The 11,922-nt window shown below is 55.8% G+C and carries 10 protein-coding genes; 4 read left to right on the top strand and 6 right to left on the bottom strand.

The genetic code is table 11. The features are described from left to right. Positions 1 to 67: 67 nt before the first annotated feature. The 4 genes from KGB07_RS19845 to orn all read right to left on the bottom strand — a co-directional run bounded on the left by KGB07_RS19845 (position 68) and on the right by orn (position 6,803). Positions 68 to 1,057 carry a hypothetical protein gene (locus KGB07_RS19845; protein ID WP_223466334.1) on the bottom strand — a complete coding sequence of 330 codons (990 nt, stop codon included), beginning with the start codon at positions 1,055 to 1,057 and terminating at the stop codon, positions 68 to 70. Positions 1,058 to 1,299: 242 nt separating this feature from the next. Continuing rightward, positions 1,300 to 5,091, bottom strand: coding sequence for a leucine-rich repeat domain-containing protein (locus KGB07_RS19840; RefSeq protein WP_223466333.1), 3,792 nt, complete (start codon positions 5,089 to 5,091; stop codon positions 1,300 to 1,302). A gap of 334 nt (positions 5,092 to 5,425) precedes the next feature. Continuing rightward, positions 5,426 to 6,037, bottom strand: a complete 612-nt coding sequence (locus tag KGB07_RS19835) for a trimeric intracellular cation channel family protein (RefSeq protein WP_046039809.1) — start codon at positions 6,035 to 6,037, stop codon at positions 5,426 to 5,428. A 223-nt stretch (positions 6,038 to 6,260) separates the two neighbouring features. Continuing rightward, the gene (gene orn / locus KGB07_RS19830; RefSeq protein ID WP_046039808.1) at positions 6,261 to 6,803 is read right to left on the bottom strand and encodes an oligoribonuclease; all 543 of its coding nucleotides are present in this window, start codon (positions 6,801 to 6,803) and stop codon (positions 6,261 to 6,263) included. Between the two features lie 107 nt (positions 6,804 to 6,910). On the opposite strand from orn, the gene rsgA reads away from it, so the two are divergent. The 4 genes from rsgA to KGB07_RS19810 all read left to right on the top strand — a co-directional run bounded on the left by rsgA (position 6,911) and on the right by KGB07_RS19810 (position 10,006). Further along, a complete protein-coding gene (rsgA, locus tag KGB07_RS19825; RefSeq protein WP_007978809.1) occupies positions 6,911 to 7,942 on the top strand; it encodes a small ribosomal subunit biogenesis GTPase RsgA in 1,032 nt (343 codons plus the stop codon). Positions 7,943 to 8,145: 203 nt separating this feature from the next. Further along, on the top strand, positions 8,146 to 8,553 hold the full coding sequence (locus KGB07_RS19820) for a TIR domain-containing protein (RefSeq protein ID WP_046039806.1): 408 nt from the start codon (positions 8,146 to 8,148) through the stop codon (positions 8,551 to 8,553). A 2-nt stretch (positions 8,554 to 8,555) separates the two neighbouring features. Further along, the gene (locus KGB07_RS19815; protein ID WP_046039804.1) at positions 8,556 to 9,515 is read left to right on the top strand and encodes a caspase domain-containing protein; all 960 of its coding nucleotides are present in this window, start codon (positions 8,556 to 8,558) and stop codon (positions 9,513 to 9,515) included. After that, positions 9,515 to 10,006, top strand: coding sequence for a toll/interleukin-1 receptor domain-containing protein (locus KGB07_RS19810; protein ID WP_223466332.1), 492 nt, complete (start codon positions 9,515 to 9,517; stop codon positions 10,004 to 10,006). Before KGB07_RS19815 ends, KGB07_RS19810 begins: the two co-directional genes overlap by 1 nt. A 104-nt stretch (positions 10,007 to 10,110) precedes the next feature. On the opposite strand, the gene KGB07_RS19805 is transcribed toward KGB07_RS19810, so the two are convergent. Both KGB07_RS19805 and KGB07_RS19800 read right to left on the bottom strand, forming a co-directional pair. Further along, positions 10,111 to 10,752, bottom strand: a complete 642-nt coding sequence (locus KGB07_RS19805; RefSeq protein ID WP_223466331.1) for a hypothetical protein — start codon at positions 10,750 to 10,752, stop codon at positions 10,111 to 10,113. Next, a complete protein-coding gene (locus tag KGB07_RS19800) occupies positions 10,753 to 11,733 on the bottom strand; it encodes an ImmA/IrrE family metallo-endopeptidase (protein ID WP_223466330.1) in 981 nt (326 codons plus the stop codon). Positions 11,734 to 11,922: the final 189 nt, after the last annotated feature.

Genomic DNA, 11,922 nt, shown 5'->3' with positions numbered 1-11,922 from the left:
TGAACTCCTTTCAAATGTCATGTGCGAATGGTTCTTCATAAAGCTGAAAAACCGCCGAAACCTCGACTCAACCTCTAACCAACAAAAACTCATTGCTTTGAATATCAACAACCAATGACAGATGATGAGTGTTGCCAAACTCATCCAACGCGGTAAAAAAGAAAGGCTCCAGCCTCAGCTCTTCACGACTGAATTTATACACCGGAGGAATACCTTTAAAAGCAACCAGTTCTCCGACGCGTTGAATAACAGGCAACCTGACACCGACAACATCAACTTCTGCTGCTCGTACGGGAAGCATTATCCCCGTAAAAGACCTTGAGCCCCGAAGCGATGTAAGCATGCCTGTGTAGCAAAACTTGACCGGCCATCGGCCCGACTCACCGTACTGATGAGTATCCCAATCAATCAGCTTTACTTGTTGCCCGCCCAAGTACAGGCCAAGGTCATAACGGAACAACCGGACACCATTCCATGCACCGAAGATTTCATGCGACCTCCAGGAAAACAGTTCATGACTGTATTCCGGACTCCGCTCAGCACTAACGACAATGCTTTCATTATTCATTGTACCGTCAGGGTTCACCGTATTGTTGCTTCTATAGACCTTGCCCTGCACCGTCACCTCAGCCGCAATATGCAATTGCCCTATCTCTGAAGATGACACCCAGAACTCAAGCGGGGTGCCCGTAGTTCCGCCAGTCCCTCCAGTGGCTGGAGTCGTTCCCGGCATGTCATGGGCATATCTGTTCTCCAGTACACTTACGCTCCAGCCTGGCACTGGCACGCCTGCATAGGCGTCCTGTGCCAACGGCTGGCCGTCATGAAACCGAATCAGCCGTGTACTGATCAAGTCCGGAAAATACTGCAAGGGCACCGGCGCACCGGACTGGTTGACCGCGACGACAAATACCAAGATCCGGACTTGCATCCTGCCGTTGGCAAAAATTCTTTTAGACTCGACTCCGGGAGCGTCGAATCTTACTTTCAGGCTCGATATCGTAATTTCATCCTGGGTCGAATAACCCGCCACTGTTGGTTTTTTCATATCGTTCATAAGTCAGCCTCATTATTTATCAACGTCATTTAATTCAGACCCTGGCATTAACAAAAAACCCAGAACCCGCATTACGCTGACAACCAATAGCAAACAGCCTGCGTCATTTCAACCGACTAAAATGAACGACCTAAACACCTACAGAAGACAAAACCAGACACTGAACTACAGGTTATTTCCAAAACCAAAAACATTGTTTCCATGCATCTTTAGCTACCCAAATAAACATCAAACAACAATATTCAATTTTCCTCATCGGACACCTCACTGGGACTACCCACCCCACTATCATCAACCTCGGAATCACTCGATGATTCACTTTCACTAAAACCCTCAACTCCATCATCAACCTGAATCAATAGTTTTCTGTCGAGACTGGAGTTTTCATCATATGCAGCAATACGAATTTTGCTCGACTCACTCAATGGGTTGTCAGCAAAGTTGTATTCGACCTCGCGCACGTCTTCGACCTCGAACAATTCGTCCGGCAGTTCCACGATTTGATTGCCGCTCAAGTCGGCATAGCGCAGTTTTTCCAGGTCAAACAACCCTTCAGGGACTACCGTCAACTCCGTTGATCTGAGTCGCAACTCCTCCAGCCCCTTCATGTGCCCCACATGCAGCGTCACCCCCAACGGGTTGTTGTCCAGGTCAAGCCGTTCAAGTCGCTCCATGTGCGCCAGACCGTCCACGGACGCCTCGTCCAAACGCAGATGGCAACCTTCGAGACTCAGGCTGACCAATTCGCGCATACGCAAGGCTGCACCTGGAAACCTGTCCAGTCGCAAACCTTTGAGGGCCAGAAACCTCAGGTTGGGGAAATTTTCGAGGAAATCGCCCATGAGCAGATACGGACTGTCATTGATCAGCAGGAACTCGGAAACATGGCTGAAGTCGGCCGTCACCTTCGGTAGCTCGCCGAGCATATCCAGCCTGGAATAAAACCGGCCGGTATCAAAACGATTGTGATCAGTGAGCTGCCGACGCCAACTCGCCTGCACGGTCTGAGCAAACAGCGTCCGGCGCTGGCGCTGCACGGCGACCTCTCCGGCATTCAGGGATGTCCCGGTCAGCGGGTGAACGGCAGGGACATCCGCGGCCCAGGTCTCCAGGTCATTGACCAATGTAAGGAGTTCACCTTCCAGGCGAGCCACCGCCCCTGATGGATCGCCGGACAGGTGCTCTCGACGCATGATGTCGAGTTGCTCTTCGTCAAGCGTTGGAAACAGCCTTCGAAGACGCTGGGTGATTGACCCGGCCTCCGCTGGAGGACTATCGCCACCGCCCAGCAGATAACCGGTACGACCGATAGCCAGCCGCATGGGAGAGCGACTGCCAGGCTCCAGTGGTGGCTGCCCAAACAGTGCCCTCACTTCAGGGCGAGGCAGCAAGGGAAGACGCCTGAGCGCTTGTTCGAGATCGCGGCCCTGACCTACATGCGGCAGGTCCAGAGCATCGCGCCATGTCTGCGGAAGTGCATGCTGGATCGCGCCAAAAAGATCGTCGGGGCCGTGCAGTAGCTCGCCCCGCTCATCATGGGCCTCATATAGCCCACCCCGCCTGACCAACACTTTACGAATCGGCGTGTCGACCGCCCCAATACTGTCCAGCAGCAAGCCTTCGAAGTGCCCGTCACGCACCTCCAGGCGAATATCGGCTTTCCAGCCTTCCAGGGACTCGAGCATGTGCAAAGCCAGTCTGTCGGTGTCTGCGCTGGATAACGCATGCAGGTAAAGCCCTTCACAGGCGCGGTTAAGCCGTAACTCGCGCAAGTAAAACAACGCCTCATGCGCTATGCGCCGAGGCATTCCCGGCCTGTTCAGCAGGTGCAGTCGTTCGGCGGCGCTGGCTTCACGCCATAGCTCTTGAGCAATGGTTCGAGGCAGATCCGGAAAAATCCGGCGCATCTGCTGAGTATCCATATCCGCCGCCGACTCGAACACCTCTTCCATAAACGTGAACAGCGACGTTCGGAATTCCTCTGTCCATCGAGCCATCCTCTTACGCAGCAACGTGGCTCGAACATGCCGCGCTGGTAGCGGGTCGTCCGGTGCCGGGCTCAAACCCAGAAGATGTTTCTGCTCGCGCTCGTCAAGGACGTCCCACAAGGCTTCCAATAGATGGCCATCGCCTGACTGACCTTCGGGCAGACTGACCTGCTGCATCTGCAACAAACGTTTTTGCAGTTGAACTTCAGCCTTGGCATGGATGTCCGGATCAGAGCTGAGCATTTGCTCTCGAAAAACCTGAATGCGCTGATCGAGTTTGAACCGTCGGATCGTATCTTCCAGCAAGGCTGGTGGGCGATGTGCGTGAACATGCAAGTGCCGCAACATGGCTTCGTCGATACCGCTGACCGTCAGGATGCGTCGCGCCGTCTCGTCGGAGAATTCCGCAACCGAGTGCCCCAGGCGCCGGAACAGTTGTGCACCTTGCCACTCCATTGGGCGCTCGACTTCATGGGCCCAGGCGCCTTCGCCGTTGTGGGTCAGGCGCGGCCGATAGGCGTTCGGCCGCTCCGGGTGGAGCACGTGGTAGGCGCTGCTGTCAGGGTCGACAGCCACTTCATAGGTGCGACTTTCAAGCGTGAGGAAAGTCTTGCCAGCGTGATGCTCAAGCCCCAGTTCGTCTGTAGCACCTCCCGTCGGTAGCGAGAGAGGTTGCTCATAAGGCTTGAGGTCGGGACTCCACAAACGAGTGCGGCTGTCGTGCAGTATCACCGGTTTGAGCCCCTCGACAAATGCCGATGGCTTGACCGCCAGAACCCTGCCAACCACGGCCGCCGCCGTTCCGAAGGCCGCAAGCTGCGCCAGATTTTCGGCAATGCCCAGCAGATGATCGGCCGCCTCGGCGACCTGTCCCTCGGCCCAATCGAGAATGCCGGTGAAGGTCTCGTCCAACAGTTGATAGGCTGTGTAGGCCAACATCAACTCGCCCGCGAAAGGCACGAACGGCATGACTACCAGGGTGGCGACCTGAAGGATGATGGATGCCACCCTCTGCACACTGTCCCAAAACGCCCAGCGAGACTGGCGGTCTTCGTCCGCCGTGGGCACAGCGATGGTGCGTGCATCGTTGAGGATTTTGTTGAGCGCGCCCTGGTACAGCCATTGCCACGGGTCACTCTGAACCTTATGCACGTGAAATCGCAGTACGGGTTTATCAATTGGCGTATTGCGCCAGGCAGGTCGTGGGTCTGCTGGTTGCGGGGGATGCCACTTCACAGCGTTCAATTGCTGGTCGAGCGCGGCAAAAAATGCCCCGCGCTGCTCATGGGCGATAAACCGGGCAAAAAACCTTTGGTAGGCCGGTGAGCGCAGTTGCTCTGTCAATACTGCCTTGAACGCCAGCGTCGACGGATACTCCTTGATCGGGTGCTGTGGATCATCGGGTATGTACACCAAAAGCGGCTCAACCCTGGAAGAACGCTCCAGATCACCCGCCAACAGCATGATCCCGGTCAGCCGGGCCGTCATGATCTGCAATTGATAACAATGCATGGCCGGGCTGCGCACGCCATCAAGCAGGCGCAGCAGCAAGGCCTGTGAATCCGCGCCGATATCCCCTTTCATCCGCGCCAATAACACAGCCGCTCTGAACGCGTCCTTTTGACTGGTTTTGACTCTGTATTCAAGGCCGGCTTTGGCTACCGCATCCTTCGGTAATAATATGGCTTCCATTTGCTGTGAGTACTGGCCACCGATATCCAGATCACGACAAATCGAAATAAAAGCATCAATACCTATTCGCTCATTAATCGACAGAATATTGAAGTGGCCACGAGTATCGGGCTCGCTGATAAAACAGGAAGCACTGTCAAAGTAATTCGCCGCCGATTCTTTCATTTCGAAGTTATGCAGAGCGGCATCAAGCAGGGAAAGGGTTTTAACTTGATACCCCTTCACAATGCCCGTTGGCAGGTAGAGTCGCAGAAACGTTCGGGAGACATCCAGCTCAACACCAAAACGATCTTTCAATGCCTTCTGGAGCAAAGGCTCGGCAAACCGACGGACATCGGCAAGCGGCTCGAACACTCTATCCAGCCTGGACTGCGACAACCAGGCAGTCTTGATAGCTTGAGCCAGGGTGGCGTGAGAGGCCTCTGATGCGGTTCTGTACCAATCAGCAACGGCGACAGGCGCTCGACGCAGCGCCAAGCGTCTGTGAGCTGATGCCTGGATTAGCCAGTCCGGGATTTTTTCTTCGATGAGTCGATTACGACTATTACCAGTGCAACTCTCTGAACATGCATCAACCATTACAAGTAGCCTATAAACTGAAATGAAAAATCAGTTTATAAAAAGTAATAGTTCATAAAGTGTTAAATAATTACCGCACATTTTCTTGAAGCAGTAAGAGTCACAACACTCACTGCTCGTCGTTATAAACAAACTTTGGCATTTCCCAGTGAAAGCGGATCGCCAGCAAGCGCAGCAAAAATCCACCGAACAGGGTGATCAGAATCGATTGTTCACCGGGTAATTGCAGGTAGATACACAGCATGTAACACCATGCCGCCGCAAACGAAACGCTGGCATAGAGCTCACGCCGGAAGATCAGCGGAATATCGTTGCAGAAAATGTCCCGCAGGATGCCGCCGAAGACGCCGGTGATCACGCCACTGACGGAGGCGACCAACATGCCATGGCCCATTTCCAGGGCGGTGATGCAGCCGATCAGGGTGAACGCCACCAGGCCCATGGCATCGAGCACCAGGAACAGAGAACGCAGATGCCGCATCCAGCGCGCCGTGAACACCGTGATCATGGCGGCAGCCGTGGTCAGCACCAGGTATTCCGGGTGTTTGACCCAGGTCAGCGGGTAGTGCCCGAGCAGCACATCGCGCACCGACCCGCCACCCAGCGCCGTGACGCAAGCGATCAGCACCACACCAAACCAGTCCATGCCACGACGGCCGGCAGACAGGGCTCCGGTCATGGCTTCGGTGGTGATGGCAATCAGATAGAGCATCAGCAGCATAGTGGCGGTCCTTGCAGAAAGGCGCGCAGTCTACTGACTTCGCTGGAGCACCAAAAGAGGGCAGACACACCCTGTGGCGAGGGAGCTTGCTCCCGTCCGGCTGCGAAGCAGTCGTAAACCAGCACGCGCGGCTTGCCTGATAGAACACGCTGGCTGGTTTAGGGCCGCTGCGCGCCCCAACGGGGGCAAGCCCCCTCGCCACAGAAGCCCTCGCCGGGCATCTTCAAGCCTTGATGAAATGCTTGCGGTAGTGCTGCAACTCAGCGATGGATTCACGGATATCGTCGAGCGCCAGGTGGGTGCTGCCCTTCTTGAAGCTGTCACGCACGTCCGGTGCCCAGCGCGCAGCCAACTCTTTGAGCGTGGACACGTCGAGGTTACGGTAGTGGAAATAGCTTTCCAAAGATTTCATGTGGGTATAAAGGAAGCGACGGTCCTGGCAGATGCTGTTGCCGCAGATCGGCGATTTGCCCTTCGGCACCCACTTCTCCAGGAAGGCGATGGTTTCGGCTTCGGCTTCGGCCATGCTGATGCGGCTGTCGCGAACCCGCTGGGTCAGCCCGGAACCGCCGTGCTGACGGGTGTTCCACTCATCCATACCGGCGAGGATTGCGTCGCTGTGGTGAATGGCGATCACCGGGCCTTCGGCCAGGGTGTTCAGGTCACTGTCTGTGACGATGGTGGCCATTTCGATGATGACATCGGTGTCCGGGTTCAGACCGGTCATTTCCAGGTCGATCCAGATAAGGTTCTGTGGGTTTTGCATGTGTCGGCTCCTAGGCAATGCTGCGCAGTTTAGCCTAGGCCGGTAGCCGGGCGTGCTAAACTCGCGGCCGTTTTACCTAATCGCTGCATTCTTGATACGGAACACCCATGGCCAAACGCCAACTCAATCGTCGTCAAAACTGGCGCATCGAAAAGATTCAGGGCGAACGCGCTGCCCGCGCCGCCAAACGCGAGTCCTCGGCTGTCGAGGCGCTTGAGGGCGGCGATCTGGGCCCGGAACAGCACGGCCTGGTGATCGCGCACTTCGGTGTGCAGGTCGAAGTCGAGGCCCGCGACGGCGAACTGGCCGGCCAGGTATTCCGTTGTCACCTGCGCGCCAACCTGCCGGCGCTGGTGACCGGTGATCAGGTGGTCTGGCGTGCCGGCAACCAGGGCATCGGCGTGATCGTGGCGCAACTGCCGCGCAACACCGAGCTGTGTCGCCCGGACAGCCGTGGCCAGCTCAAGCCTGTAGCGGCCAACGTCGACATGATCGTCATCGTGTTTGCACCGCTGCCCGAGCCCCACGCAAACCTGATCGACCGCTACCTGGTGGCGGCCGAGCATGCAGGCATCAAGCCGCTGTTGCTGCTGAACAAGTTCGACCTGATCGACGAAAACAACGCCCCTGCGCTGAATGCCTTGCTCGCGGTATACCGCACCCTCGGTTATCCGGTGCTGGAAGTGTCGGCGCACCACGGCAACGGCATGGAGCAATTGCAGACGCAACTGGACGGACGCATCAGCGTGTTCGTCGGCCAGTCCGGTGTCGGCAAGTCGTCGCTGGTCAACAGCCTGCTGCCGGATGTCGAAACCCGCGTCGGTCCGCTGTCCGAACTGTCCGGCCAGGGCACCCACACCACGACGACCGCGCGCCTGTTCCACTTCCCCGGCGGCGGTGAGCTGATCGACTCCCCGGGTATCCGCGAATTCGGCCTGGGCCACGTCAGCCGTGCCGACGTCGAAGCCGGCTTCATCGAGTTCAACGATCTGCTCGGCACTTGCCGCTTCCGTGACTGCAAGCATGACCGCGAACCCGGTTGCGCCCTGCTCAAGGCCCTGGAAGACGGTCGCGTGCAGCAGCAACGGATGAACAGCTACCGCTCGATCATCGCCAGCCTGCCGGAAAACGGCTACTAAACAGACGTGCCGACCGCCCTGCCTGCAGCGGGGCGGTCGGCGGCTGGATCTCCCCCCCCCCCGCTTAAACATCAGACTTTTCTGTAAGACACCCGCACCGACGCTTGTAGGGCATTTCTCTTTAAATCACATCCCCTTGTAGCCGCCAGCCAATAGCCTAGTTTCAGACCCTCTTCGCACTCCAGCGACTCCGAGGGACACCCATGCAAACCTACCACCTGTTCATCAGCCATTCGTGGAACTACTCCGACGCCCACGACAATCTCGTGCGCCTGCTCAACGCCAAGCCCGGTTTCACCTACAAGAATTTTTCGGTGCCACCGGACAACCCGATTGTCGGCGCAAAAACCGACAAACAACTCGAGGAGGCTATCGAAAACAAGATCCGCCCGTGTTCGGCGGTATTGATCATGGCCGGGATGTATTCCACGTACAGCAAGTGGATCAACAAGGAAATCGAGATCGCCAAGCGCATGGGCAAGGTGATCATTGCGATCAAGCCGTTCGGTGCCGAGCGCATTTCCACGGTGGTGCGTGACGCGGCACATGCCGAATGTGCGTGGAACACCAACAGCATCATCGATGCGATTCGCAAGCATACGGCGGTGTAACCATGCGCAAGGGACTGTTTATCGGCATCAACGACTACACCCATGTGTCGCGCCTGAGCGGTTGCAGCAATGACGCCATGGCCATGGCCTCGGTGTTGAGGACCGACGCCAATGGCGATCCGAACTTCAAGAACATCGTACTGACCTCCGCCGAGGACTACCTGAGCCGGGAAAAACTCGAAGACCAGATCGTCGAGCTGTTTTCCGGGGACTGCAATGTCGCGCTGCTGTATTTCGCCGGCCACGGCAGCTTCGATACCGACACCGACGAAGGCATGTTGATCCCGCAGGATTACAAGAGCGCCAAGGACGGGATACGCCTCAGCGACATTCTCAACTGGGCGAGCAAGGCCACGAAGATCAAAAACAAAGTGATCATTCTCGACTGCTGCCAGAGCGGCTCGGCCGGCGAACTGCGCGCCTTGCGCAGTGAGGGCAGCGTGGTCGGAGAAGGCATGACGATTCTGACCGCCTGCAAAAAGGAAGAGCCGGCAATGGAGGGCGTGCAGCACGGCGTGTTCACCGGATTGCTGCTCCAGGCCCTGCACGGTGGAGCAGCGAACATCCTGGGCAAGATCACCCCCGGCAGCCTCTATTCCTTCGTCGACAACGCCCTTGATGCCTGGGAACAGCGTCCGGTGTTCAAGACCAACGTCTCGCAGTTCATTTCCCTGCGTGAAGTGTCACCGCTGATCCCCAAGGAAATCCTGCGCAAACTCCCCGAATGGTTTGCCGAAGCAGAGTCAGTGTACCCCCTTGCCCCCAGCTTTGAGCCCACCGAACCCGAGTTCAACCCGGAACAGGGCGAGGTCTTCGCCCAACTGCAAAAGTGCAACCGCCACAGCCTGGTCGAACCGGTGGACGCCGAACACATGTACTACGCCGCCATCCACTCCACCGGTTGCCGCCTCACCGCCCTCGGTGCCTATTACCGCGAACTCGCGATCAAGGGACATTTCTGATGCCAGTGTTTATCAGCTACCGCCACATGGACCGCGCCCACGCGGTCAAGATCAACGCGCGCCTGATCCAGGCCAACATCAAGACCTACCTCGACGTACTGGATGCCGAATCCCAGACCACCGACGACATCACCGGGGTGATCACCCGCAACATCAGCGAATGCACGCACCTGCTGGCAGTGGTGTCGGAGAAAACCGCGCTGTCCTGGTGGGTGCCGTTCGAAATCGGCGAGGCGACCATTACCAACCGACGCATATGCTCGTTCAAGACCGGCCCGACAGAGCTGCCGCTGTACCTGGACAAGTGGCCGAAGCTGACCAGCGACCGGGACATCGAGTTCTTTATCGATGCCTATCGCAACGAATCGACACTCAAGCGCTCGATGTCGCTGGATTCGGTGACAGGTAGCGCGTCGGTGCGCAGCGTCAACAGGAGTAACGCCGACCGATTCCACACGGATCTCAAATCCAGAATCATCCGTGGGTTTTAAGGCAGAAACGCCCACAAAAAAGCCGACATCACTGTCGGCTTTTTCGTAGGTCACTGCTTCAGAGGCTCACCCGGCTTCGGCGCCCTTCCGAGTTCGTACATAAGTCAGGGCTTTATGAACTGGCCGATGGGTGCGAGGTATTGAGAAAGGCATGCATTAGAGTGATGTTCATCACGTCCAGCACCGAAAGCCATTCTCAAAACCTTGTCATATTTTTCCGCAGCAACAAGAGCCTGAGCTTGTATAAGCTTCGTGCTGATATGCGCAAAACCATATATTCGAATTGCTTTCAGAATGATTGACTCGACACATTCCACCCGCTGGAAAAGTATCTGCTTGGCTCTATCGGACTGTGACATCGAGATACCGACGAGTGCGCGTTTGTCACCTGTGGTAAATGAGTAAGGCTGTTGATTTTGATAGAGAGAGAAAGCATGCATCAACAGCAAAAGCTCGCCATCGTCGACGCTGTCAATTTGAAGCAATTCGTCCATGAAATCCAGATCTTCTTCGGCCGCATCAAGCACGCAGCAGGACTGGACGAGATTACAAAGCCGATCATAAGATTGGTAGCTGCCGACGCGTCTGGATACGCACTTTTCTACGTCATTTAAGTAGAGAGAATGCTTGGCACTGTCTAGAACGTAGCAATCACTAAGCCCGCACTGAAAAACTGCCAAAGCCTCATCAATCAAGTCACATTGAGCAAGCTTTACCAATATGTCGTTGTCGGTGAGGAGAATCATTTATGCGATAAGTTTCCGCAGTAAATGCTCGCTGTCGTGCTTTAGGTTTCCTTGCAGATGCCGAAAAACAACGTCTGAAACCAACGACTGATCTGTGCTTTCTCCAGCGATAAAATTTGCAGCAGAAACACACAACGGGAAAAGCCGCTTATCGTTATGAGCGCAATTTAAAACGATGTGTGTAGGATCGATTTTATGCTCTGCCCCATACTGCACTGCTTGCCGGGCCAGCACAGGTGCTTTGATCAAGTGCTGAAGCGTTAGATTGCCATGAGCATTCCCAGTCAATAATTGGATAGCGAACTGGTCCGCTGCAAGCTCATCAGCGTCTTTGCCCAGATCGTCGTCTTTTTTAATTTCATCATCAACAATCGTTCCATTTGCGCCGACATGCCCCAAGGCAATGTGCCCGAGCTCATGTGCCAAATGGAAAAGCAAGAAACCGCTTTTTCGATTGTTAGAAAGAACGATCGATGGCCGGCCGTTGATCGCCATGGCGATACCGTCCATTTTTCGACCGAGCAGAGGTGTAGCCAGGTGTATGACTGGGATGCCAGTGTTCCAGCAATAGTCGAGCAGCGCAGACAACCCCACCCAAGGAGCCCCCGATGAAAGCAAGTGCTCGCGAATCGCCAGTGCGTCCGGTGGAGGCGGAACGAATTGAGTGTCTAACGCAGAAAGTGCGAGGCGCGAGGCACTACGAGCCAAGGCAACCGCAAGATTCACATCTGCTTCAGAGGTCTTGGCAGACTTTTTGAAGCGCTTATCCGCCGGTAAGTCGAACTCAATCCGGGGAGGCGTCTCACTGAAAGGACGCATACGCAGACTTAATGCTTTGGCCAAGTAAACCTTGGCTTGTTGCACACCTGAAGGTGATGCCTCTACCTCATCTGTCCACCAGTCAGGCAGCAGAAGAGCGAGCTTTCTTTTCGAAATGCCCTGTTTGTCTAAGGCGGAGTAAAGATTCTGAACTGTGGTCATAGATCCCTCCTCCCTAGAATGGCATCACATGAAATGGGGGTCGCTCAAGCAGTAGACATCATGTCTTGCCGCAAAACTCACGGGACAGTATAGATTCTTTGTGGCACTTGCAAGATATGCGAAGACGAGGGCCATGCTGCTCGTCGGAGCCAACCAGCGTCCCCGCAGAGACACAAGTTCTTCGAGCCG

The sequence above is a fragment of the Pseudomonas sp. GL-RE-26 genome (assembly GCF_019956275.1).
GTDB classification, from domain to species: Bacteria; Pseudomonadota; Gammaproteobacteria; order Pseudomonadales; family Pseudomonadaceae; genus Aquipseudomonas; species Aquipseudomonas grandcourensis.
Note: the sequence above shows the minus strand (reverse complement) of the source record. Positions and strands in the feature narration are given on the sequence as shown.

Coding starts and splice junctions, on each gene's coding strand:
- rsgA (WP_007978809.1), top strand. CDS start 6,911: ATGGCCAAACGCCAACTCAATCGTCGTCAAAACTGGCGCATCGAAAAG.
- KGB07_RS19835 (WP_046039809.1), bottom strand. CDS start 6,037: ATGCTGCTGATGCTCTATCTGATTGCCATCACCACCGAAGCCATGACC.
- KGB07_RS19800 (WP_223466330.1), bottom strand. CDS start 11,733: ATGACCACAGTTCAGAATCTTTACTCCGCCTTAGACAAACAGGGCATT.
- orn (WP_046039808.1), bottom strand. CDS start 6,803: ATGCAAAACCCACAGAACCTTATCTGGATCGACCTGGAAATGACCGGT.
- KGB07_RS19810 (WP_223466332.1), top strand. CDS start 9,515: ATGCCAGTGTTTATCAGCTACCGCCACATGGACCGCGCCCACGCGGTC.
- KGB07_RS19845 (WP_223466334.1), bottom strand. CDS start 1,057: ATGAACGATATGAAAAAACCAACAGTGGCGGGTTATTCGACCCAGGAT.
- KGB07_RS19815 (WP_046039804.1), top strand. CDS start 8,556: ATGCGCAAGGGACTGTTTATCGGCATCAACGACTACACCCATGTGTCG.
- KGB07_RS19805 (WP_223466331.1), bottom strand. CDS start 10,752: ATGATTCTCCTCACCGACAACGACATATTGGTAAAGCTTGCTCAATGT.
- KGB07_RS19820 (WP_046039806.1), top strand. CDS start 8,146: ATGCAAACCTACCACCTGTTCATCAGCCATTCGTGGAACTACTCCGAC.